The organism is Sandaracinobacteroides sayramensis (assembly GCF_022014495.1).
GTDB classification, from domain to species: domain Bacteria; phylum Pseudomonadota; class Alphaproteobacteria; order Sphingomonadales; family Sphingomonadaceae; genus Sandaracinobacteroides; species Sandaracinobacteroides sayramense.
This window is the reverse complement of sequence record NZ_JAKLSQ010000034.1, coordinates 59,079-80,300: the sequence shown is the minus strand read 5'-3', so window position 1 is coordinate 80,300 and position 21,222 is coordinate 59,079. Positions and strand designations below refer to the sequence as shown.

The following is a 21,222-nucleotide window of genomic DNA, read 5'->3' as shown; positions in this document are numbered from 1 at the left end:
GATCAAAGCGTCTCGACGAACGCCTTGTAGCCGGCCTCGTCCAGCAGGCCTTCCAGTTCGCCCGGATTGGAAAGATTGAGCTTGAAGAACCAGCCGTCCCCCTCGGGCGCGGAATTCACCAGATCGGGAGTCGCCTCCAGCGCCGCATTGGCCTCGATGATGGTGCCCGAAACCGGCGCGAACACCTCGCTCGCCGCCTTCACGCTTTCGACGACGGCGGCTTCCTTGCCGGCTTCGACCTCGGTGCCGGCGGCGGGCAACTCCACGAACACCACATCGCCCAACTGCCCCTGGGCATAATCGGTGATGCCGACGGTCACGACGTCGCCCACCACTTCGATCCACTCATGGTCCTTGGAATAGTAACGCATAACCCTCTCCTCAGCGGACGTAATTCTTCTGGTGGAAGGGCGTCGGCACCACGGTGGCGCCGAGCCTCTTGCCCCGAACCTCGATTTCCAGCGCCGTTCCCTCGGCGGCGAAGGCCGCCGGCACATAGCCCATGGCAATGGGCGCGCCGACCGAGGGGGCGAAGCCGCCGCTCGTCACCACCCCCAGCTTCTCGCCGCCCGAAAACAGCTCCGCCCCCTCGCGCGCCGGCTGGCGACCATCCAGCTTCAGCCCCACACGCTTCCGCGCCGGGCCGTCCGCCAGCGCCTTCAGGATGCGCTCCGCGCCGGGGAAGCCGCCTTCGGCCTTACGGCGCTTGGAGACGGCGAAGCCCAGCCCGGCTTCCACCGGCTCGATCTCCGGCGTCAGGTCATGGCCATAGAGCGGCAGACCCGCTTCCAGCCGCAGCGAATCCCGTGCGCCCAGCCCAATGGGCTTCACCGCCGGATCGGCGAGCAGCGCCTCGGCGAACGCCCGCGCGTCGCCGGCGGGCAGCGAAATCTCATAGCCGTCCTCGCCGGTGTAGCCCGAACGGCTGACGCCCAGCCGCACATCGCCCCACAGATAGGGCCCGGCGGTCATGAACTTCATCGCCTCGATGGTGGGAATATCCGCCCCTTCGGGCTTCACGCCCAGCCGCAGCATCACCTCCACCGCCTTCGGGCCTTGCAGCGCCAGCAGCGCGAAATGCTCCAGATGCGTCAGCACCAGCCCGGCCGGCAGCCGCGCGCACATATGGGCGATGTCGCCCTGCTTCGTGGCGCCGTTCACCACCAGATAGAAATAGCGGCCGGTGCTGGTGACCATCAGGTCGTCCAATATGCCGCCATCGTCCGCCAGCAGCAGCGAATAGCGCATCCGGCCGGGCGCCAGCGCCAGGAAATCCCCCGGCGCGATCGTCTCCAGCCATTGCGCGGCGCCCTCGCCCTCCAGCGTCAACTGGCCCATGTGGCTGACGTCGAACAGGCCGGCGCTTTCGCGGGTCCACAGATGCTCGGCCATCACGCCGGACGGATATTGCACCGGCATCGCATAGCCGGCGAACGGCACCATCCGCCCGCCCAGTTCCCGGTGCAGCGCATCCAGCGGCAATGTCTTCAGGCCCGTAACGTCGCAATCGGCCATGGCGGCAGCCTTTCCCCGTGACGCGAACGCAGCCCTCCCCGCGAAGGCCCTTGTCGCCCGCCCCCGCCTGTCACGAGACCTGAGAGCTTTCACCCCGCCAGGCGGCCGGGCTTACCCCTTCGGTGGCAGGCAGGAACCTGCGCTTTCCAGACTGCCGTTCCCCCTTTTCGGGGACGCGCCGCTGCGGTCCTTTGGCCTGAGAGATTCCGGGGGCGGTTGCTCCTTCGGCGGAGGGCTTGCCCTCACTCTCCCGCAGCGCCGCCGGGCGTTCGCCCGTCGACTTCACCGCCATGGCGCAGCCCCGCGATTCGGTCAACGCCATCGGCCGTCAATCGGCGCAGACGCGCACCACCGCCTTCCCCACCAGCCGGCCGTCGCGCATCGCCTCCAGCGCCTGCGGCAGGGCCTCCATCGGCACGTCCAGCCCCACCAGCGGGCGCAAATGGCCCTCCATCGCCAGCCGGGCGATGGCGGCGAGATGCGCCCGCCCGCCTTCCGGGTCCTGCCGCCCGGCCTCGCCGGCGCGCACCCCCAGAATCTCGATCCCCTTCAGCAAAGCCAGATTGGTGGGCAGCCGGACCGGCGGACCGGCGACGAAACCGACCACCAGATACCGCCCGCCCCAGCGCAGCGTCTTCACCGCCGGAATCACCGCCGGCCCGCCGACAGGATCGAACACCACATCCACCTCGCCTTTCAGCGGGGTGAAATCGGGAGCAGCCCGGTCCATCGGCAGCGCCCGGTCGGCGCCCGCCGCCAGGGCCGCGGCCTCCTTCTCGGCCGAGGAGGCAATGGCCGTCACCCGCGCGCCCAGCGCTTTCCCGACCGCCACCGCCGCCAGCCCCATGCCGCCGCCCGCGCCCAGCACCAGCAGATGCTCGCCCGGCTGCAAGCGCCCGCGCACCGCCAGCGCGACCCAGGCGGTCAGCGCCCCCATGGTGAAACCGGCGGCCTCCGCGTCCGACAGCGCCTCGGGCACGTCGCGCAGCTTTTCGAGCGGCAGGGTCACGCGCTCCGCCAGCAGCCCGGTGCGGCCGCTCAGCAGCATGCGGTGGCCCAGAAGGTCGCCGGAAACCCCCTCCCCCACGGCGACGATGCGGCCGACGCCCTCCATCCCCGGCGTGAAGGGCAAGGGCGGCCGATACTGGTAGCCGCCGGACAGCATCAGCAGGTCGGGGTAGTTCAGCCCCACGGCCAGAATGGCAAGCGTCGCCTCGCCGGGGCCGGGCGGCGGCGGCTCGGCCGCCTCCACCAGCTTCAGGCTGCCGATTCCCCCCAGTTCATCCACCGTCCAGGCGCGCATCTTCCTCTCCCTGCCCGGAAGGGTTGGTCCAGCCGGGCCGGTCCTGTCAATTCCGGCCTAGAGCTGCGCCCCCGAGCCGGCTGGAAAGCTGCAAAGACCTTTACCCTCTTTTCCGTCACCCCGGGCTTGACCCGGGGTCCAGCTTTTCGGCTGGCGCCGCGCTCGAAGAAGAAAGCTGGACCCCGGGTCAAGCCCGGGGTGACGAAGGTAAGGGGAAACAGGAAGCCCCAGCCTAGTCCAGCCGCGTGCGGGGCAGCCGGAAGCCGAAGACCGATCCCTTCCCCTCTTCCGAGGTTACGCTGGTCGCCCCGCCGTGCCGCTCGATCACCGCCTTCACGAAGGCCAGCCCCAGCCCGGCGCCCGGCGCCGAGGCGGCTGGCGCCGCGCCTTCGGGGGGCGCCAGCCGCGAAAAGGCCTCGAACAATTTAGGCAGATCCTCGGCGGCGATGCCACGCCCCTCGTCGACGATCTCGCAGACCACCTCCGGCTCTTCCAGCCGCACCCGCGCCTGCACCTTCGTGCGCTCGTCCGAATATTTGATGGCGTTGCCGAGGAGGTTGGTGATCGAGCGGGTGATGAGCGCCCGGTCCCCCGTCACCAGCGCTTCGTCCTCGGGCACATCGGAAACGATCCGGATCCGCTTCGCATCCGCCAGCGGCCACAGGTCGTCGACCGCGTCCAGCACCGCCTCCGAAAGATTGAAGGTCTCCACCAGGAAGCGGCCGCTTTCCGCCCGCGCCAGATGCACGAAATCGTCGGCGAGGCTCAGCGTCTGGTGGGCATAGCGTTCCAGCCGCCGCGCCAGTTCGGGCGGCACCTTGCGCCCCTCGGCTTCCAGCACGGCCAGGATCGAGGCCTGCGGCGCCCGCATGTCGTGCGTCAGCAGCCGCAGCGCGTCCTCGCGCTGCCGTTCCGAGGCGCGCAGCGCGGTGATGTCGGCGAAGCGGGCGATCCAGCCCAGCGGCCGCCGCTCGGCGTCGGTGAAATGGGCAAGGCGGATTTCCAGGCTCTTGCCGTCCGCCAGCCGCGTCTCATAACCGGCGTCGAGCGGCTTGCCGTCGGCCGGGATCGCCATGGTGCTGAGATTGGCCATCAATTCGGCCGCGCGCGGGTCCGGCAGGCGCGGGTCGGGATCGAGGCTGCGGAACAGATCCTCCAGCGGCCGCCCCAGCGTCGGCCCGGCCAGCCGCCGCTCGAACAGCGCGTCGGCGGCGTCGTTGGCGATCAGCACATAGCCGTCGAGATCGGTGACCACCGCCGCGTCCGGCAGGCTGTCGAGAGACTGGGCGATGAAGCGCCGCAAGTCGCGCACGTCGCGGATAGCCTCGTGCATCAGGATGATCTGCCGCTCGACCGGGTCGCCCGAGACTTCCCCGCGATGGCGCGGCAGCACGGTTTCCTCGGCCCGCAGCTCCTTCAGTTCGGCGACCATGTAGCGGCTGGCGATGTCCAGCCGCCGCCAGCCCCAGAGCGGATAGATGAGGCCGACGGCGATCAGCGCCATCGCCGGCGGCAGCCAGATGTGGAAGAAGGCGAGGCTGACGACCGTGATCGCGAACACCCCGATGCCGATCCCCACGCCGAGCCAGAGATTCACGCGCGGCCCCAGGAACAACAGGCTCAGCATCAGCATCCAGACGGGCAGCAGCGAGAACAGCTGCCACACCAGCGGCGGGACGGGGCGGATCATCCGGTCGGTTAGCAGGCTGTCGACATAATTGGCGTGCAGCTCGACGCCGGCCATCGTCTCCAGCGTGCCCGACATCGGAGTCGAGAAACGGTCGCCCAGGCCCGATCCGGTCGCGCCGACCAGCACGATGCGCCCGGCGATGAGGTCTGGCGGAACCCGTCCGGCCATGACGTCGGCGAAGCTCAGCTGCGCGTAGCTGCCCGCCGGCCCGGCGAAGGGGATGAGGTCGCGCGCCGGGGCGTAGACGGGCGCGTCCGGCGCGGGCCTGGGCGCGTCCAGCAGGTCCCAGTCGCCCTGCGCATAGGCGACAACCGCCTCGCTCATGTGCAGGTTGCGCCGCCCCTCGGGGTCGGAAAGCCGGTCGATGCCGCGCACCACCCCGTCGCGGTCCGGCCGGGTGACGACATGGCCGGTCGCGGCCGCCGCCGTCGCCAAAGGCTCGACCGGCGGCACCCTGAGCGAGGGCGCGCCGTCCGGGCCGGGAATTTCGATGATCGCCGGCAGGATCACCCGGCCGTTGCGGGCGATCGCTTGCGCCAGATGCGCGTCGGCCTCGGGCGCCTGCGCTTCGGGGAACAGCACGTCGTAGCCGATGGCGGCGGGCTTCGCTTCCGTCAAACGCTCGATCAGCCGGGCGTGCACGTCCCGGCTCCAGGGCCAGCGGCCGATTTCATTGAGGCTGCGGTTGTCGATGGCGACGATCAGCACGCGCTGGCTGGGCGGCGGCGGGTTGAGGCGGAGCACCAGATCGTAGAACAGATTGTCGGCGCGGACCGGCGGCCACAGATAGCTGATGGAAACGATGGCCAGAGTCGCCGTCACCAGCACCGCCCACCATTCGATGAGCATGCGCCGGCTGCGGAAATTGAACTCCTCCGGCTCGCCCGCGGCAGGCCCGGTGGAGGCCTGCGATCCGGGAGCCTGCGATCCGGGAGCCTGCGATCCGGGAGCCTGCGATCCGGGGGCCTGCGCGCCGGGGGCCTGCGCGCCGGGGGCTGCAATGCCCCCCTTCCCTTCGGGCAGGGCCGGGAGCGGATGGGAAGGCATGTTCATCGCAGGCGATGCTAACCGGCGGATATGCGCGGCTCAAGCCGGCGGCCGGCGCGGCCTTCAGGCCGGCAGGCGCCCGCGCCTGCGGCGCACCGCCCAGCCGACCAGCCCGAAGCCGGCGATCATCATCGCCCATGTGGCGGGTTCCGGCACGGCTGCCGGCACGGTTCCATTGCCGTTTCCACCGGGCACCGGCTTTTCGTCCGGCCCCTTGCCATCGTCGTTATCGCCGGGCGGCTGCGTCGGCGGCGCCGGATCGACCGGGATCACGATGATGCCATCGTCATCCTCACCGCCGCCATTGTCGCCGCCATCGCCTGGATTGCCGCCGTTGCCCGGACCGGGATTGGCAGGGTTGCCATCGTCGCCATTCCCCGGAGTACCATTGCCCGGGTTGCCGCCATCGCCATTGCCCGGCTGGCCGTCATCGCCTGGACCAGCGCCATTTTCATCCCCGGGCAGGCCGTTGTTGCCGGGGATCACCCCGTTTCCAGGATTGCCGTTGCCGGGGTTGCCGCCGTTGCCGGGCTGGCCACCGGGCTGCCCATTATCCACGGGAGCATTGCCATTTCCGGGCCCATTTCCGGGATTGCCGCCATTGTTGCCGTCCGGGTCCGTGCCGCCATCCTGATCGCGGGAATAGCCGCCACCGCCCGGTCGTCCACCACCACCGCCGCCGCCGGAATAGCCACCCGGCCCGGCATCGCCATTCCAGCCGCCGCCGTCGATGCCCCAATAGCCGCCATTGTCGGACTCATAATTGTCCTCGAACAGCTGGGCGACATCCTCGATCGGCACCACCGGCGTGCCGCCGGCCCCGATATCCGCTGCTCCGCCGCCGACGTCACCGGCGATGGCACCGGAATCGACCAGGCTGATCGTGCCGCCGTCCCCTTCGAACCAGGCGTAGTCCAGCGGATCAGGGTCTCCCAGGCTGGCCAGTTCCTCGCGCTTGCGCTCACGCGCCTTGTCTTCGGCGTCGCTCAGCGATCCGGCGTAGCTGCGCTCGAAGGCATATTGCGCCGGCTGCCCCACCAGCCCCAATGCGTCGATGGCAAAGGCCCGCACGAAGAATTCGCCATTCTCCACGCCTTCGAACACGGCGGTGGGCCCATCGACCTCGACGCTGCCCACCCGGTCGACGAAATCCTTGTCGGTGGCGATCTCCACCAGATAGCGCGCCGCGCCGGGCACCGGCTTCAGGCGGAAGGTCACCGCCTTCTCATTCTGCACCCGCTCCGGCGTGTCGACGGCCGGCGCCGGCAGCAGTTCGAAGGCGCGGGTCAGCGAAGTGGAGGTGGCGATCGCCCCATGATTGGCGCGGATCAGCACTTCCTCGATGCTCTGGAAGCGGCCGACGGCCACCTTGCCCTCGGTCACTTCCGTCACCGCCTTCAACTCTGACGGCGTGTAGGTCACGCGGAACTGCGTGCCGCGCACGGCGGCCACCGCCACCGGCGTGGTGATGAGGAAGCGCGAGGCCGGGTTCGCCATCGGCGTCACCTTCGCTTCGGACCGCCCCTGCTCCAGCGTGAAGCGCCGGTCGATCGAATCCGACATCGGCACCTGCCGCAGCCGCGCCAGACGGATTCGGCTGGAGGACGGCAGCGAAACCTGGCTCGCGTCCGGCAGCACCAGCGTCGCGAAGCCGTTCGGCCCGGTCTCGACGATGTCGCCTTCGGAAAGCTCCATCCCCTTCATCACCGGGCGGGATTCATGGCCGCGCACCACCTGCACCGTGCCCCGGAAGGCGGCAAGCTCGGCGGTGATCGGGTTGGTCTTGATCCAGGAGCTGCGCAGCCGCAGCGCCGTGCCGGCCGGAAGGTCCGCCGGATCCTGGATCTTGTTCAGCGCCTGCACCCGCCGCCAGTCTTCCGGGCGGACGAACCATTGCGCCGCGATCGACTGCAGGCTGTCGCCGGCCCTGGTGCGATAGACGATGATCTCGTCGCCGGCCTCCGCCTGCGCGCGCTGGCGCTGCTCCAGCCGCGCGCCATTGGGCAGCGCCGGCGCGGTCGCGGCGAGCAACAGCAGCAGGGAGGGGGCGGCAAAGCGCATGGTCAGCCGCTCAGCTCTGCCTCGGCGATGGCATTGGCGTTGCCGTTCGTCGGTTCCAGCCGATAGCCATAGGAATAGACGGGAAGCACGCGATAGCCGTTCTCGGCCCGGAGGTTCAGCTTGGAACGGATGCGCGAGACATGGGCGTCGAGCGTCCGCGTCTCGGCCTCGGGGCTCTGGCCCCAGATGCTCTCCAGCAGATAGGAGCGCGAGAGCGGCCGCGACATATTCTCGAACAGCGTCATCGCCAGCGCCATTTCCTTGGCGGTCAGCTTCACCGCCTCGCCCTTCACGGTCGCCGTTTCGGTGGGCACGTCGAAGCTGTAGACGCCGTAGCTCGCCGCCGTCTTCTGCGGGCGGTTCAACTGGGCGCGGCGAAGCGCCGCATCCACCCGCGCCAGGAACACCGGCGGCGAAAGCGGCTTCAGGATATAGTCGTCGGCGCCGGCGGCCAGCCCCATCACCACATCCTCATCGTCGGCGCGGCTGGTGATCATCAGGATCGGCAGCGTCGCATGCTGGCCGTGGCGCACGGTTTCCAGCACCTCGATGCCGGACATGCCGGGCATGTTCCAGTCGATCACCAGAAGGTCGAAAGTGTCCTGGCGCAGGCGGTTGATCAGCGAGCGCCCCTGGTGGAACACTTCGCACTGATGCCCCGCATCGGCCAGCAGCTTCGCCACCAGCTCCGTCTGAGCCTTGTCGTCGTCGAGCACCGCGCAACGCATGCCGTGAATCCAGTCCTGACCCGTAGTTCTTGTTCTTGCGCCGTAAGATAGGCGTGTATGGGGCGGTTTCCACATACCCTGTCTTACCACGTCATTATTGAGTTAACTGTAAACTTCTGATTCCGGTTCGGCAATCCTTTCTGAACAAAATGAAAGAATCTGCTGCAAGTTGTGGCTTTCGCGCAACTTTTTCCGGCTGACGAAGCCTGATTCCCCCACTTCGGCCGGGGTTTTGCAGTGGGAATCGCCCCGGAGGCCGCCACCCGGCACCGCCGCTGTTAATCATCTTTCCTGTGGATAAACCCCCATGGCCGCATTTTCGGCCGGCTGGTGGGCAAAAATGCGCCGATCGGCACCTCCGCGCCCGCTTTGCCGTTTGACGAGGGGCAAAAGCGGTGGAATGAGAAGCGGACAATGGTGAACGGCCCGCCGTTCCGCCATTGCGGGTGAAAGCGCGGTTTTCCCGCCTTGCATCCGGTGGATCAGTCCGGCCGCCATACCCCCATGCGACCGGACCTAAAGGGTACAAGGGAGAGGGACAGATGGCCGACAAGAAACCGAACGCACTGCAAACCCCGCTTACGCCCTCCGCCGAACTCGCCGCCATCGTGGGCAGCGCGAAGCTGGCGCGCGGCGAAGTGGTGAAGAAGGTGTGGGACTATATCAAGGCCAACGATCTTCAGGATCCGAAGGACAAGCGCCGGATCAACGCCGACGCCAAGCTGAAGCCGATCTTCGGTGTGGACAGCGTGACGATGTTCGAAATGAACAAGCATCTGGCCAAGCATCTGTCGTAGTCGGCCGCAGCCGGCGCCCCGGCGCCGGCCCGCAGTCTCGCCGGAGCAGCAGTCTCGCCGGGGCAGCACCGGCAAACCGAAGGGCCGCAAGGGCAATTCCCTTGCGGCCCTTCCGATTCCAGCCCCCTACATCACCCGGCCCCGCCGCACCGCTCCGGGCGACAGCCGCGTCCAACGCGCACCCAGCCGCAGCAGGCCGGGCAGCAGCGCCGCCGCGCCGGCCAGTTGCCGTCTGCGGCCTTCCTCGGCGGACAGGCGCTGCAGCCAGGTCGCCCGACGCAGCGGCCCCGCCACGTCGCGCTCCAGCCGCCGGTAATAGCCGCCGTGCCCCGCCCCGGTCAGAAGCGCGGCGGTCGCCAGCCGGGCGCTGTGCAGCGCCAGGCTCATCCCGTCTCCGGCGAAGCTCGGGATCACCGCGGCCTGGTCGCCCAGCCGCCAGAAGCCCTCCGTCTCGCGGCCCGGCCGGTGCAGGAAGCCATAGGGCACGCCGGAAATCGCCAGCGGCCGGTCCAGCAGCGGCATCGCCCCGCCCAGCCGCTTCGCCAGATGCGGCACCTCCGCCGCCAGATCGGCGAGCAGCGCCAGGAAATCCCCGCCGCAGCGCTTCCACCGCTCCGGATCGACCAGGAAGCAGAGATTGGCGGCGTCGCGCTCCACCAACTGCAGCCCGGCATAGCCGCCGCGAAACAGGATCAGCTCCACATGCCCGGAAAGCTCCGCCCGCTCGGCGGGCGCCAGCCGCAGATAGGATTTGAAACCCAGTTGCCCGTTCAGCGTGCCCGCGCCGTCCCGCGCCGCGCCGCGCAGATTCTGCTTGCCGGTCGCCAGCAGCAGATGCTTCGCCCGCAGCCGTTCGAGCCCGGCAGAAACCGTGCCGTCGTTCAGGATTTCCCGCGCCGCCACCCCGCGCTCCACCCGCGCCCCGGCTTCGGCGGCCTTCTCCAGCAAGGCGGCGTCCAGCGTCCGCCGCGTCAGGGAGCGGGCGGTGAACCCCAGCCGCGCGGCGGCGACGCGCTCGGCCGTCACCAGCCGCACCCGGTCAATGGCGACGGCGCCCAGCGCCTGCAGATCCAGCCCAAGGTCTGACAGATAGGCCTGCGCCTCCCAGCTCAGGAACTCGCCGCAGATCTTGTGGGCGGGTCCGCGCTCCTTCTCCCACAGGCGAACCGGCAGCCCGGCGCGCGCCAGCCAGATGGCGGCGGCGGCGCCCGCAAGCCCGCCGCCCAGCACCAGCGCCCCCTCGTGCCGCGCCGCGCTCATGCGCCGGCCTTCAGCCGCCCGACGCAGAGGCGAAACAAAGGATGCCAGCGCAGCTCCGCACCGCGCACGCCCGCTGCCTCCAGCATCGCCCGCCACTCACCGGCGCGGAAGCCCCTGCGAACCGAAAGCGCTCCGTCGTGCCGCACACAAGGGTGCCAGCGCATCGCCCAGGCCATGGCACGAAAACCGCCCCAGGCGAACCAGTGCCGGTGCAGGTCGTTCACGAACCAGCCGTCGGTCGCCATCCCTTCCTGCCAGCGCAGCAGGCGCACGACCTCGGCCGTTTCCAGATGGTGCGCGAACAGCGAGGAAATGACGGCATGCGGCCGCACGGCCGGCTCCCAGCCGAACAGGTCGCCTTCGTGCCATTCGATGCCCATGGCGGCGGGCGTATGCGCCTCGGCCAACGCCCGGCAGCGCGGGTTCATGTCGATTCCGGTCAGCTTCGGCCGCAGCCCGCGCGCCACCGCCCAGCGGTGGATCCGCCGCAGCATCGCCCCTTCGCCATAGCCCAGATCCGCCACCCGCAATTCCGCCCCTTCCGGCCAGCCCTTCGTCAGCCGGCGGAGGAAAGCTAGCGTCGGCGGCGCGGCGAAGGTCAAGCGGTTGGCGGCCTCCAGATCGGCCAATATGGCCTCGAATTCGCCGAGCGGATAATCCCGCACGTCCATCCATTCCGGCCCGGAGGCCCGTGCGGAAAAATCGGGCCAGCCGCTCACAGCTTGCGGAAGGCGAACGTCTCGCAGGCCAGCCCCGGCCCGAAGGCCAGCGCCAGCCCGTTCCCCGGCGCGGCATCGGCCAGTATCCGCTGCAGCACGAACATCAAGGTGGCGGAGCTCATATTGCCGAAATCCCGCAGCACGCCGCGCGACCAATCCAGCCGCCCTTCCGCCAGCCCAAGCCCGGTTTCCACCGCATCCAATATCGCCTTGCCGCCGGCGTGCACGGCGAACAGGCGGTAATCCTCCGGCTGCCGCCCGCGCAGCACGCCATCGGCGGCGTTTCGCGCCCGCTCGTCGGCCATGGCGCCGCGGATGCGCTGCGGCACCTGCCCCGACAAATGCATGTCGAAGCCATGGTCGCCGATGTCCCAGGTGATGAGCTCCCCGGACTCCGGCAGGGCGAAGCTGCGGAAACCGTCCAGCGCCACCCCCTCCTCGTCGGCGGTCACCAGCGCCGCCGCGCAGCCGTCGCCGAACAGCAGCATGGACAGCAGCTTCTCCACGTCCAGCGTGTCCTGGAAGTGCAGCGTGCAAAGCTCGATCGTCACCACCAGCACCCGCGCCCCGGGATCGGATCGCACGATATGGTGCGCCAGCCGCAGCGAATTCACCGCCGCGTAGCAGCCCATATAGCCGACGACGGTGCGCTCCACGCCCGGGTCCAGCCCCAGCCGCCGCACCAGCACCTGGTCCAGCCCCGGCGCCATGAAGCCGGTGCAACTGGCCAGCACCAGATGCGTGACGCCGGAAAGATCGGCCCGCAAGCCGCCGATCGCCTCCGCCGCCAGTTCCGGCGCCACTTCGGCATAGCGCGCCATGCGCCGGCTGGTGGGCGGGAAGGCGCCGGGCGCGTAGAAGCCTTCCCGGTCGGCGACGAAGCCGTCCGGGTCCTCCACCGGCTCGAAGCTGGAAAAGCGCCGCTCGATCCCGGAGCGTCCAGCCATGCGGCGGAACAGGGCCTCCTCGCGCCGCCCCTTCAGCAGGCCGCCGACGAATCGCTCGAAGGCTGCGTGCACATCGAAGGGGGGCACCGCACAGGCGATGCGGTTCACATGCGCGACGGCGGCCTCTCTCCCCATGCGCGGCAGCATGGCACAGGCCGGCGGCCGGCGATAGCCGCCCAACCTTCCGGCGGACCGGAAGGAAGATTCAAACCTCTGCAACCCCACCCCCCGTCACCCCGGGTCAAGCCCGGGGTGACGGGGTGGTGTCTGCTTCGGTTCGAACCGCCTAACCGCCTATCCCTCATCCGCGAGCGGGTGCAGCCCCTTCACCGTCGCCACCAGCCGGGCGCTTTCCACATGCGTGTAACGCTCGGTGGTGGAGATATCGGCATGGCCCAGAAGCGTCTGCAAGGCGCGCAGGTCGGCGCCATTCGCCAGCATATGGGTGGCGAAGGCGTGGCGCAGCACGTGTGGCGAAATCCGCTCGGGCGCGATTCCCGCCTTCGCCGCCAGCCCCTGCACCAGCTTATACAGCCAGACGCGGCTCAGATGCCCCTTGCCGGACGGGAACAGATAGCGGCTTTCGCGCGGCACCAGCGCCAGTTGCGCCTCCACCGCCCGCAAGGCGGTGGGCGACAGCGGAATCAGCCGCTCCTTGTTCCCCTTCCCCGTCACGATGGCGAAAGGCTGCGGCGGGCGGATGGCGTTGCGCGGCAGGGAAACCAGCTCGGTCGCCCGCAACCCCGATCCATAGAGCAGCTCCATCAGCGCCTTCAGCCGCACGAGCGGCGGATTCGCATCGGCGGCCAGCAACTCGTCCAGCGTCGCGAACAGCCGGTCCACCTCCTCGATGGAAAGCGTCTTCGGCAATGGCCGCCCCGGCTTCACCCCGGCGATCGCCAGCGCCGGATTGTCGCCGCGGATGCCCTCCGCCACCAGAAAGGCGAAGAAGCGCCTCAGCGCCGAGCGCTTGCGCGCCACGCTCGCCGCCGCCAGCTCCGCCCAGCCGGCGAACAGCCGCTCCAGCTCGTCCGTCCCCGACGCCGTCAACCCGCCCGACAGATCGGCGGAAGCGCCCTCCAGATCGCGCCTGTAGGCCGAAACCGTGTTCGCCGCCGCCCCCCGCTCGCTCATCAGCATGTCGAGGAACAGGGCGATGGCGCGGGGATCGGTCGGCAGGGTCACGCCTTATGGTTTAGCCGCAATCCCGGCTCGTCCCAACGGGCAAGTGCAAGCTTGCCGGTGGAGGACAGCGTCACCGCCGCATCGCGCATGTCGGCGCCACCGAAGGCGATGTTGGTCGTCAGCAGGTCCGGGAAGGGGTGATAGACGATGTCCCCGGTCGCCGGATCGGCGACACCGATCCCCGGCCGGTCCACCAGCGTCGCCTGCGCGATCCGGCCGCTCTCCAGCATCGCCAGCGAATCGAGCAGCGTCCGCCCGGGAAAGTCCGCCACCAGCCGCCCCGGCACGGCGGCCAGCGGCGACGGCGCGACTTCGCCCGGCCCGGTGATGTCGAACGCCAATATGTAGCAGCGGGTGCAGACGGCGGCGTAAACCGTCTTGCCATCCGGCGACAGGCCGACGCCGTTGAAGTCCGGCCCGTGCACGGCGCGCTTCAGCGTCCGCCCGTCCGGCGTTGCATAGTAGAGTCCGCCATGGTCGGTGTGATGCGCGAAATGCTTGCCGAGGTCGGTGAACCAGAAACCGCCATGGGCGTCGAAGACGATGTCGTTCGGGCCGGAGAGCCGATGCCCCTCGAAACTGTCGTAGAGCCGCTCCACCTTGCCGGTCCCAAGGTCGATTCGCTCGATCCGGCCGGTCACATAATCCGTCGCGACGTTGCCGGGGACGCGCAGCCCCTCGACCTCCGCCCACTGAAAACCGCCATTGTTGCAGACATATAGCGCCCCGTCCGGCCCGATCGCCGCGCCGTTCGGCCCGCCGCCCGGGGTGGCGACCACCTGCGTCGAGCCATCGCGCCGCACCCGCGTCACCCGCCCCGCGGCAATCTCCACGACGATCACCGAGCCATCGTCCATCAACACCGGCCCCTCCGGAAAGGCGAGGCCTTCGGCCAGAATCCGAAACTCCATGCTCACTCCCCTGCTTTCTTCAGGCGAATGCTTTCACGCGCGCCTGAAACGGACAAGGCTCAGAAGAAATAAGGCGCAGAAGAAATAGCGTGACTCGCCAACCAATGTTCGCCTAATGTTCCAAACATGTCGCCCGAACTGGTCATCGCCCTCGTCATCCTCCTCAGCCTGCTCGTGGCAATGGCGGCCGGCTGGGCGATCTGGGGCAAGCCGCTCGCCTCCAGCCGAAACGAGCTCGCCGAACGGCGGGAAGCGCTGGGCCGGGCCGTGGCGGAGGTGGCCTCCTTCAAGGCGCAGGCGGAAGAAGCCCGCCCCTTCATGGGCCGCGCGGCGGAGCTGCAAGCGGCCCTGGCCGCCGCCGAATCGAGCGCGGCCGAACGCGACCGCGCGCATCATCTGGCACTCGCCGAGCGGGACCGGGTGCAGACGGAGGCGCTGACCGAGCGGGACCGCGTGCACGCGCGCCAGCTGGAGGAAATGCGCGGCGAATTCCAGCGCCTCGCCGCCGAAGCGCTGGAGCGGGCGCAGAAGCAATTCACGGAACAGGCGGCCGAAACCCTGAAGCTGCACCGGGCGGAAGCCGCCAAGGGCCTGACGGACAGCCGCGAGGCGCTGGCGAGCCTCGTCACGCCGATGAAGGAAACCCTTGCCCGCTACGGCGACGAACTGAAGGCGCTGGAGACGAAGCGCGAGCAGGCCTATGGCTCGCTCAGCGAGCAGCTGCAGTCGGTGGCACTCGGCCAGCAGGCGGTGAAAGCAGAAGCGAACAAGATCGTCGCCGCCTTGCGCTCCTCCTCCCGGGCGTCGGGCGCCTGGGGCGAGGCGCAGCTTCGCAACGTGCTGGAAATGGCCGGGCTTCGCGAAGGCATCGACTTCGAGCTGCAAGCCAGCACGACCGACACGGAAGGCCAGCGCCGCCGGCCCGACGCGGTGCTGAAGCTGCCCGGCGGCCGCGAGCTGGTGGTGGACAGCAAATGCTCGCTCGCCGACTATCTCGCCGCTTCCGAGGCCGAGGGCGAGGCGGAGCGGCTGTCGGCGCTGAAGCGCCACGCCTTCTCGGTCCGCAACCACGCCAAGGGGCTCAGCGAAAAGGCCTATTGGAAGGAATTCGCGCAATCGGCGGATTTCGTGGTGATGTTTCTGCCGGGCGAGAATTTCCTCTCCGCCGCGCTAGAGCAGGATCTCGATCTCCTCGCCTGGGCGCTGGACCAGCGGATCCTGCTCGCCGGCCCGACCAATCTGCTGGCCATCGCCCGCGTCGTCGCCATGGTCTGGCGGCAGGAGAAGATGGCGGACGAAGCCCGCGCCATCGGCGAACTGGGCGCCGACCTCTACGCCAGCCTCGCCACCATGACCGAGCATGTCGGCCGGGTCGGCCGCAACCTCGGCGAAGCGACGGGCGCCTACAACGACTTCATCGCCTCGCTCGAAGCCCGCGTCCTCACCAAGGCGCGGAAATTCCCCGAAATGGGCGTGGACAAGGGCAAGAAGCCGATCCCGGAGCTTGCCCCCGTCGAAAAGGCCCTGCGGCTGGTGCAGGCGCCCGAAATGCAGCGGCTGGACGGCAAGGGCTGAAGCTCCGCCGTTCAACCGCTGTTGAACCGCAGTTGAACCTCCGCGCCCGCCTGCTATAGCCCCGGGCCTCGAAAGGGCCGCTCGATGCGCATTGCAACCGTTACCCGCAAGACGTCGGAAACCGATGTCTCCGTCACCGTCAACCTCGATGGCACGGGCCGGCGCTCCATTTCCACCGGCATCGGCTTCTACGACCATATGCTGGACCAGCTTGCCCGCCACGGCCTCTTCGATCTCGACATCCAGACGGTCGGCGACCTGCACATAGACGCGCACCACACGGTCGAGGACACGGCGATCGCGCTCGGCGAAGCCTTCGGCAAGGCGCTCGGCGACCGCGCCGGGATCACCCGCTACGGCCACGCCTATGTGCCGATGGACGAGACGCTGGCGCGCGTCGCGCTCGACATTTCCGGCCGCCCCTTCCTCGTCTGGAAGGTGAATTTCTCGCAAAGCCGGCTGGGCGAGATGGATACGGAACTGTTCTGGCACGTCTTCCACAGCTTCGCGCAGGCGGCCGGAATCACCCTCCACGCCGAAGCGCTCTACGGCAGCAACAACCACCATATCGCCGAAGGCCTGTTCAAGGCGCTCGCCCGGGCGCTGAAGCAGGCGGTCGGGCTCGATCCGCGCCAGCTCGGCAGCATCCCGTCCACCAAGGGCACGCTCGTCTAGCGCCATGGCGGTCGCCCTCATCGACTATGGCGCGGGCAATCTGCGCTCGGCCGCCAAGGCGCTGGAAGCGGCCGGCGCGTCTTCCGTGCGCGTCACCTCCAGCCCCGCGGACGTGCTGTCGGCCGAGCGCATCGTCCTCCCCGGCGTCGGCGCCTTCGGCGCCTGCGCCGCAGCGCTGCGCGCCGTGCCGGGCCTGGAGGAAGCGCTCGACAGGGCCGTCCGCGAACACGCCCGCCCGTTCCTCGGCATCTGCGTCGGCATGCAGTTGATGGCGGACGAAGGCCATGAGTTCGGCGTGCATCGCGGCCTCGGCTGGGTTCCGGGCGCGGTGCGCCGCATGGCGCCCGAAGGGCTGAAGGTGCCGCAGATCGGCTGGAACGAAGTCGCTCCCGGCGGCCCCGGCCTCCTCGAAGCGGGCTACGCCTATTTCGTCCACAGCTACGCCTTCGAAACGGCGGACGCCGCCCACCTCGCCGCCACCGCAAGCTATGGCGCCGCCGTCACCGCCGCCGTCCAGCGCGACACCATGCTTGGCGTGCAATTCCACCCGGAGAAAAGCCAGGCCTATGGCCTCGCCCTCCTCACCCGCTGGCTGAACTGGCGCCCCTGAACATGCCCTTCACGATCTACCCCGCCATAGACCTCAAGGCCGGACAGGTCGTCCGCCTCGCCGAGGGCGACATGGACCGCGCCACCGTCTACGCCGAAGATCCGGCCGCCCAAGCCCGTGCGTTCGACGAGGCCGGCGCCAGATGGCTGCATGTGGTCGATCTCGACGGCGCCTTCGCCGGCGAGGCCCGCAACGCCGCGGCCGTCGAAGCGATCCTCGCCGCCACCTCCGCCAAGGTGCAGGTCGGCGGCGGCATCCGCACGCTCTCCGCCATCGAGCGCTGGTTCCGCCTCGGCGTCGAACGGGTGGTGATCGGCACCGCCGCCCTCACCGACCCCGGCCTCGTCCGCACCGCCGCCAGCGACCATCCGGGCCGGATCGTCGTCGCGGTCGACGCCCGCGACGGCCGCGTCGCCACGCGCGGCTGGGCGGACGTGTCGGACGTGCCGGTCGCCGACATGGGCCGCCGCTTCGAGGACGCCGGCGTCGGCGCCCTGCTCTTCACCGATGTCGGCCGCGACGGGCTGCTGAGCGGTGTCAATATCGAGGCGACCGCCGAACTGGCGCGCGCGGTGAAGCTACCGGTCATCGCCTCGGGCGGGCTGGCCGATCTTGCGGAAATCCGCGCGCTGCGCGTGAAGCGCGGGATCGAAGGGGTGATCGCCGGCCGCTCGCTCTACGATGGCCGCATAGAGTTGAAGGCCGCGCTGGACTCCGCCCGATGACTCTCGCCGTCCGCGTCATCCCCTGCCTGGACGTAGCCGGCGGCCGCGTGGTGAAGGGCGTGAACTTCGAAGGCCTGCGCGACGCCGGCGACCCGGTGGAGGCCGCCAGCCGCTACGACGCGGAAGGGGCGGACGAACTGGTGTTCCTGGACATCACCGCCACCCATGAGGATCGCTCGATCCTGTTCGACATCGTCGCCGAAACCGCCGAGCGCTGCTTCATGCCGCTGACGGTGGGCGGCGGCGTGCGCACGGCGGACGATGTGAGAACCCTGCTGAAGGCCGGCGCCGACAAGGTATCGGTGAACTCCGCCGCCGTCGCCCGCCCGCAACTGGTGGGCGAACTGGCGGAACGCTTCGGCGAGCAGTGCATCACGGTGGCGATCGACGCGAAGTCGGTGGCGCCCGGCCGCTGGGAAATCTTCACCCATGGCGGCCGCCGCGCCACCGGCCTCGACGCGGTCGGCTTCGCGCGGCAGGTCGCCACGCTCGGCGCCGGCGAGATCCTGCTGACCTCCATGGACCGGGACGGCACCCGCTCCGGCTACGACCTGCCGCTGCTGCGCGCCATCGCCGCCGCCGTGCCGGTACCGGTGATCGCCTCGGGCGGCGTCGGCGGAGTTGCCGATCTGGTGGCGGGCGTCACGCAAGGCGGCGCCTCCGCCGTGCTCGCCGCCAGCCTGTTCCACTTCGGCGAGGCGAGCGTAGCCGACGCGAAACGCGCGCTCGCCGCCGCCGGCGTTCCCGTGAGACCCGCATGACCGACATTCTCGACCGACTGGAAACCCTCATCGCCGAACGCCTGCAGCAGGGCGCGGCGGAAAGCAGCTATGTGGCGAGGCAGGCCGCCAGGGGGCGGCTGAAGCTGGCGGAAAAGGTCGGCGAGGAAGCGGTGGAAACGGTGATCGCGGCGATCGCGCAGGACGACGAGGCGCTGATCGGCGAAGCGGCGGACCTGATCTTCCACCTGCTGATCCTGCTCGGCGAACGCGGCATAAGCCTCGATCAGGTTCGCGCCGAACTGGAGCGGCGCGAAGGCCAGTCTGGCCTCGACGAGAAAGCCGGGAGACGGAAATGACAGTGAAGAACGGCACGCCCTATGATTCGAACAACATCTTCGCCCGCATCCTGCGCGGCGAGATCCCTTCGAAGCCGGTGTTCGAAAACGAACATGCCTTCGCCTTCCACGACATCAACCCACAGGCGCCGGTGCATGTGCTGGTGATCCCGAAGGGCGCCTATGTCAGCCTGGCGGACTTCTCGGTGAACGCGCCGGACGCCCTTCAGGCCGGTTTCTGGCGCGCCGTGGGCGAAGTTGCCCGGCAACTGGGGCTGGAAGAGGATGGCTATCGCATCCTAGCCAACGCCGGCACCAACAGCCACCAGGAGGTGCCGCACCTGCATGTGCACATCTTCGGCGGCAAGCCTTTGGGGCCGATGCTGCTTCGCGACGCTTGACCATCGCGGCGCGACAGGACAGTTTCCGTTCCATAATATTCACCCGTGAGCCCTGAGAGGGTTCCGGGGTTCAGGAAGGGAACCGAATGTCCTGGCGCATCAAGCCACTCGACGCCATTCTCGCAACCGCTGAAAAGAAAAGTCTCACCAGAACATTGGGCGCCTGGCAACTGACGTTGCTGGGCGTCGGCGCCATCATCGGCACCGGCATCTTCGTGCTGACGTCGGAAGCCGCGCAGTTCGCCGGGCCGGGCATGCTGCTGAGCTTCGTGCTCGCCGGGCTCGTCTGCGGCGTGGCGGCGCTCTGCTATTCCGAAATCGCTTCCATGGTGCCGGTCTCCGGCTCCGCCTACACCTACACCTACGCCGTCATGGGCGAAGTGCTGGCCTGGATGGTCGGCTGGGCGCTGGTGCTGGAATATGCGGTGGCGGCTTCCGCCGTCTCCGTCGGCTGGTCCGGCTATTTCGTGGGCCAGTTGAAAGGCTGGTTCGGGATCGAACTGCCCATGGCGCTGGTGAGCGGGCCCTATGCCGGCGGAATCATGAACCTGCCGGCGGTCGCGATCGCGCTGCTGGTCACTGGCCTCCTCATCGTCGGCACCACGGAAAGCGCCCGGGTGAACGCCGTGCTGGTGGCGATCAAGGTCGCGGCGCTGACGGCCTTCGTCGTGCTCGCCCTGCCGGTGATGAAGATGGACAATTTCGCCCCCTTCGCGCCGATGGGCTTCGCCGGCATCTCGGCGGCGGCGGCTTCGATCTTCTTCGCCTATGTCGGGTTCGACGCGGTTTCGACCGCCGCCGAGGAAACCGTGAACCCGCAGCGCAACGTGCCGTTGGGCCTGCTGGGATCGCTCGGCATCTGCACCGTCTTCTACATGCTGGTGGCGGCCGGCGCGATCGGCTCGCCGCTCGGCGCCCAGCCCGTCACCGACGCGCTGGGCAACTGGCTCTCCCCCGGCTCGCCGGAGCTTTTCGCCCGCTGCGGCGAACTGGCCGGCCTCGGCAAGGAGCCGCTCGCCTGCTCGAAGGAAGCGCTGGCGCATGTGCTGCGCGAAGTCGGCTATCTGAACTTCGGCAACCTGATCGGCCTCGCGGCCTTCCTGGCGCTGCCGTCGGTGATCCTCGTCATGCTGTTCGGCCAGACGCGCATCTTCTTCGTGATGTCGCGCGACGGCCTGCTGCCCGAGAAGCTGTCGACCATCCACCCCAAGTGGAAGACGCCGCACATCATCACCGCCATCACCGGCGTCGCCGTCACCTTCGCGGCGGCCTTCCTGCCGGTCGGCGAGCTGGCGGCCATCGCCAACGCCGGCACGCTGTTCGCCTTCTTCATGGTGGCGATCTCGGTGCTGATCCTGAGGCGCACCCAGCCGGACCGGCACCGGCCGTTCCGCACCCCCGCCGTCTGGCTGGTGGCGCCGCTGGCGATCGTCGGCTGCGTCTATCTCTATGTCTCGCTGCCGGTGAAGGCGATCCTGGTGCTGCCCATCTGGGGCGCCATCGGCCTCGTCTTCTATTTCCTCTACGGCTACCGCAAGAGCCATGTGGGGCGTGGCATCATCGACGTGCACGAGGGCGACCCGGACGCGCCGCCGCTGCCGGTGCCGCCCATGCCGGGCGCGCCGACGCCGGGCGGGAAAGACGCCTGATAAAGATGGGGCCGGGAAGGAAACTTCCCGGCCCCTTCCTTTTCCGACCTCGCGCCTGCAATCGCCCGTCCTTGCAATCGCCCGCAAACGAACCCGTCACCCCGGGCTTGACCCGGGGTGACGGCGTGTCCGGCTCCATTCGCACGGCCCCATCACCTCTCCTTGCATTTCCGGCCCTGCACCCGTATATGCCGCAGCGCAGCGATGGCCTCCACCCAGCCTTGGGTGTGCGAGGAGCCCAGTCGCCGGGGCGCGTGATCGACGCGCGGGGCTTTCCGCCCCCCGAACCGACCCCGGGTTTGCCGCTGCGCCTCCCCACGACATTCCTGCCACGCGGGATGTCTGACCGGCTCAAGCGCAGTGCGAA

At 69.2% G+C, this 21,222-nt stretch carries 19 protein-coding genes, 2 pseudogenes and 2 riboswitches; of the genes and pseudogenes, 9 read left to right on the top strand and 12 right to left on the bottom strand.

Features of this window, described 5'->3' with window-relative positions:
* Nucleotides 1-2: 2 nt before the first annotated feature.
* From gcvH to L6Q21_RS17565, 7 genes and pseudogenes are all read right to left on the bottom strand, one after another.
* Complete coding sequence (gcvH, locus tag L6Q21_RS17590) at nucleotides 3-371, bottom strand: glycine cleavage system protein GcvH (protein ID WP_237832061.1); 369 nt, start codon at nucleotides 369-371, stop codon at nucleotides 3-5.
* 10 nt (nucleotides 372-381) lie between these two features.
* Nucleotides 382-1,515 carry a glycine cleavage system aminomethyltransferase GcvT gene (gene gcvT, locus L6Q21_RS17585; protein WP_237832060.1) on the bottom strand — a complete coding sequence of 378 codons (1,134 nt, stop codon included), beginning with the start codon at nucleotides 1,513-1,515 and terminating at the stop codon, nucleotides 382-384.
* A gap of 57 nt (nucleotides 1,516-1,572) precedes the next feature.
* A riboswitch (glycine riboswitch) is annotated at nucleotides 1,573-1,675 on the bottom strand.
* Nucleotides 1,676-1,689: 14 nt separating this feature from the next.
* Nucleotides 1,690-1,778: riboswitch (glycine riboswitch) on the bottom strand.
* Between the two features lie 65 nt (nucleotides 1,779-1,843).
* A complete protein-coding gene (locus L6Q21_RS17580) occupies nucleotides 1,844-2,818 on the bottom strand; it encodes a zinc-binding dehydrogenase (protein ID WP_237832059.1) in 975 nt (324 codons plus the stop codon).
* A 232-nt stretch (nucleotides 2,819-3,050) separates the two neighbouring features.
* On the bottom strand, nucleotides 3,051-5,561 hold the full coding sequence (locus L6Q21_RS17575; RefSeq protein ID WP_237832058.1) for a CHASE2 domain-containing protein: 2,511 nt from the start codon (nucleotides 5,559-5,561) through the stop codon (nucleotides 3,051-3,053).
* A 57-nt stretch (nucleotides 5,562-5,618) separates the two neighbouring features.
* Nucleotides 5,619-5,726 (bottom strand): annotated as a pseudogene (locus L6Q21_RS18290) (PEPxxWA-CTERM sorting domain-containing protein); the annotation flags it as partial.
* Nucleotides 5,727-6,932: 1,206 nt separating this feature from the next.
* Nucleotides 6,933-7,250 (bottom strand): annotated as a pseudogene (locus L6Q21_RS18285) (FecR family protein); the annotation flags it as partial.
* Between the two features lie 368 nt (nucleotides 7,251-7,618).
* On the bottom strand, nucleotides 7,619-8,344 hold the full coding sequence (locus L6Q21_RS17565) for a response regulator transcription factor (RefSeq protein ID WP_237832056.1): 726 nt from the start codon (nucleotides 8,342-8,344) through the stop codon (nucleotides 7,619-7,621).
* Between the two features lie 542 nt (nucleotides 8,345-8,886).
* Between L6Q21_RS17565 and L6Q21_RS17560 the strand changes: the two genes are divergently transcribed.
* Nucleotides 8,887-9,141: an SWIB/MDM2 domain-containing protein gene (locus L6Q21_RS17560; protein WP_237832055.1), complete on the top strand. Its 255-nt coding sequence runs from the start codon at nucleotides 8,887-8,889 to the stop codon at nucleotides 9,139-9,141.
* A 126-nt stretch (nucleotides 9,142-9,267) separates the two neighbouring features.
* Here L6Q21_RS17560 and L6Q21_RS17555 read toward each other — a convergent pair whose 3' ends face one another.
* The 5 genes from L6Q21_RS17555 to L6Q21_RS17535 all read right to left on the bottom strand — a co-directional run bounded on the left by L6Q21_RS17555 (nucleotide 9,268) and on the right by L6Q21_RS17535 (nucleotide 14,163).
* The gene (locus L6Q21_RS17555) at nucleotides 9,268-10,401 is read right to left on the bottom strand and encodes an NAD(P)/FAD-dependent oxidoreductase (RefSeq protein WP_237832054.1); all 1,134 of its coding nucleotides are present in this window, start codon (nucleotides 10,399-10,401) and stop codon (nucleotides 9,268-9,270) included.
* A complete protein-coding gene (locus L6Q21_RS17550) occupies nucleotides 10,398-11,120 on the bottom strand; it encodes a class I SAM-dependent methyltransferase (protein ID WP_237832053.1) in 723 nt (240 codons plus the stop codon). The genes L6Q21_RS17555 and L6Q21_RS17550 overlap by 4 nt, the downstream gene beginning before the upstream one ends.
* The gene (locus L6Q21_RS17545; protein WP_237832097.1) at nucleotides 11,117-12,202 is read right to left on the bottom strand and encodes a type III polyketide synthase; all 1,086 of its coding nucleotides are present in this window, start codon (nucleotides 12,200-12,202) and stop codon (nucleotides 11,117-11,119) included. Before L6Q21_RS17545 ends, L6Q21_RS17550 begins: the two co-directional genes overlap by 4 nt.
* Before the next feature lie 159 nt (nucleotides 12,203-12,361).
* Nucleotides 12,362-13,246, bottom strand: coding sequence for a tyrosine-type recombinase/integrase (locus tag L6Q21_RS17540; RefSeq protein WP_255696985.1), 885 nt, complete (start codon nucleotides 13,244-13,246; stop codon nucleotides 12,362-12,364).
* A gap of 2 nt (nucleotides 13,247-13,248) precedes the next feature.
* Nucleotides 13,249-14,163: an SMP-30/gluconolactonase/LRE family protein gene (locus L6Q21_RS17535; RefSeq protein WP_237832052.1), complete on the bottom strand. Its 915-nt coding sequence runs from the start codon at nucleotides 14,161-14,163 to the stop codon at nucleotides 13,249-13,251.
* A 126-nt stretch (nucleotides 14,164-14,289) separates the two neighbouring features.
* On the opposite strand from L6Q21_RS17535, the gene L6Q21_RS17530 reads away from it, so the two are divergent.
* From L6Q21_RS17530 to L6Q21_RS17495, 8 genes are all read left to right on the top strand, one after another.
* Nucleotides 14,290-15,738, top strand: coding sequence for a DNA recombination protein RmuC (locus L6Q21_RS17530; protein ID WP_237832051.1), 1,449 nt, complete (start codon nucleotides 14,290-14,292; stop codon nucleotides 15,736-15,738).
* A gap of 84 nt (nucleotides 15,739-15,822) precedes the next feature.
* A complete protein-coding gene (hisB, locus tag L6Q21_RS17525; protein WP_237832050.1) occupies nucleotides 15,823-16,413 on the top strand; it encodes an imidazoleglycerol-phosphate dehydratase HisB in 591 nt (196 codons plus the stop codon).
* A 4-nt stretch (nucleotides 16,414-16,417) separates the two neighbouring features.
* Complete coding sequence (gene hisH / locus L6Q21_RS17520) at nucleotides 16,418-17,023, top strand: imidazole glycerol phosphate synthase subunit HisH (protein ID WP_237832049.1); 606 nt, start codon at nucleotides 16,418-16,420, stop codon at nucleotides 17,021-17,023.
* Nucleotides 17,024-17,025: 2 nt separating this feature from the next.
* Complete coding sequence (hisA, locus tag L6Q21_RS17515; RefSeq protein WP_237832048.1) at nucleotides 17,026-17,748, top strand: 1-(5-phosphoribosyl)-5-[(5-phosphoribosylamino)methylideneamino]imidazole-4-carboxamide isomerase; 723 nt, start codon at nucleotides 17,026-17,028, stop codon at nucleotides 17,746-17,748.
* Nucleotides 17,745-18,509: an imidazole glycerol phosphate synthase subunit HisF gene (hisF, locus tag L6Q21_RS17510; protein ID WP_237832047.1), complete on the top strand. Its 765-nt coding sequence runs from the start codon at nucleotides 17,745-17,747 to the stop codon at nucleotides 18,507-18,509. The genes hisA and hisF overlap by 4 nt, the downstream gene beginning before the upstream one ends.
* Nucleotides 18,506-18,826 (top strand): phosphoribosyl-ATP diphosphatase, encoded by a 321-nt coding sequence (locus tag L6Q21_RS17505; RefSeq protein ID WP_237832046.1) that lies wholly within the window; start codon nucleotides 18,506-18,508, stop codon nucleotides 18,824-18,826. The genes hisF and L6Q21_RS17505 overlap by 4 nt, the downstream gene beginning before the upstream one ends.
* Nucleotides 18,823-19,206: a histidine triad nucleotide-binding protein gene (locus L6Q21_RS17500; RefSeq protein ID WP_237832045.1), complete on the top strand. Its 384-nt coding sequence runs from the start codon at nucleotides 18,823-18,825 to the stop codon at nucleotides 19,204-19,206. The genes L6Q21_RS17505 and L6Q21_RS17500 overlap by 4 nt, the downstream gene beginning before the upstream one ends.
* An 86-nt stretch (nucleotides 19,207-19,292) precedes the next feature.
* Complete coding sequence (locus L6Q21_RS17495) at nucleotides 19,293-20,855, top strand: amino acid permease (protein WP_237832044.1); 1,563 nt, start codon at nucleotides 19,293-19,295, stop codon at nucleotides 20,853-20,855.
* Nucleotides 20,856-21,222 lie beyond the last annotated feature (367 nt).

What these genes read in the sequence shown, in the direction of transcription:
- gcvH (WP_237832061.1), bottom strand. Translation starts at nt 371, where the DNA reads ATGCGTTACTATTCCAAGGACCATGAGTGGATCGAAGTGGTGGGCGAC.
- gcvT (WP_237832060.1), bottom strand. Translation starts at nt 1,515, where the DNA reads ATGGCCGATTGCGACGTTACGGGCCTGAAGACATTGCCGCTGGATGCG.
- L6Q21_RS17580 (WP_237832059.1), bottom strand. Translation starts at nt 2,818, where the DNA reads ATGCGCGCCTGGACGGTGGATGAACTGGGGGGAATCGGCAGCCTGAAG.
- L6Q21_RS17575 (WP_237832058.1), bottom strand. Translation starts at nt 5,561, where the DNA reads ATGAACATGCCTTCCCATCCGCTCCCGGCCCTGCCCGAAGGGAAGGGG.
- L6Q21_RS17565 (WP_237832056.1), bottom strand. Translation starts at nt 8,344, where the DNA reads ATGCGTTGCGCGGTGCTCGACGACGACAAGGCTCAGACGGAGCTGGTG.
- L6Q21_RS17560 (WP_237832055.1), top strand. Translation starts at nt 8,887, where the DNA reads ATGGCCGACAAGAAACCGAACGCACTGCAAACCCCGCTTACGCCCTCC.
- L6Q21_RS17555 (WP_237832054.1), bottom strand. Translation starts at nt 10,401, where the DNA reads ATGAGCGCGGCGCGGCACGAGGGGGCGCTGGTGCTGGGCGGCGGGCTT.
- L6Q21_RS17545 (WP_237832097.1), bottom strand. Translation starts at nt 12,202, where the DNA reads ATGGGGAGAGAGGCCGCCGTCGCGCATGTGAACCGCATCGCCTGTGCG.
- L6Q21_RS17535 (WP_237832052.1), bottom strand. Translation starts at nt 14,163, where the DNA reads ATGGAGTTTCGGATTCTGGCCGAAGGCCTCGCCTTTCCGGAGGGGCCG.
- L6Q21_RS17530 (WP_237832051.1), top strand. Translation starts at nt 14,290, where the DNA reads ATGTCGCCCGAACTGGTCATCGCCCTCGTCATCCTCCTCAGCCTGCTC.
- hisB (WP_237832050.1), top strand. Translation starts at nt 15,823, where the DNA reads ATGCGCATTGCAACCGTTACCCGCAAGACGTCGGAAACCGATGTCTCC.
- hisH (WP_237832049.1), top strand. Translation starts at nt 16,418, where the DNA reads ATGGCGGTCGCCCTCATCGACTATGGCGCGGGCAATCTGCGCTCGGCC.
- hisA (WP_237832048.1), top strand. Translation starts at nt 17,026, where the DNA reads ATGCCCTTCACGATCTACCCCGCCATAGACCTCAAGGCCGGACAGGTC.
- hisF (WP_237832047.1), top strand. Translation starts at nt 17,745, where the DNA reads ATGACTCTCGCCGTCCGCGTCATCCCCTGCCTGGACGTAGCCGGCGGC.
- L6Q21_RS17505 (WP_237832046.1), top strand. Translation starts at nt 18,506, where the DNA reads ATGACCGACATTCTCGACCGACTGGAAACCCTCATCGCCGAACGCCTG.
- L6Q21_RS17500 (WP_237832045.1), top strand. Translation starts at nt 18,823, where the DNA reads ATGACAGTGAAGAACGGCACGCCCTATGATTCGAACAACATCTTCGCC.
- L6Q21_RS17495 (WP_237832044.1), top strand. Translation starts at nt 19,293, where the DNA reads ATGTCCTGGCGCATCAAGCCACTCGACGCCATTCTCGCAACCGCTGAA.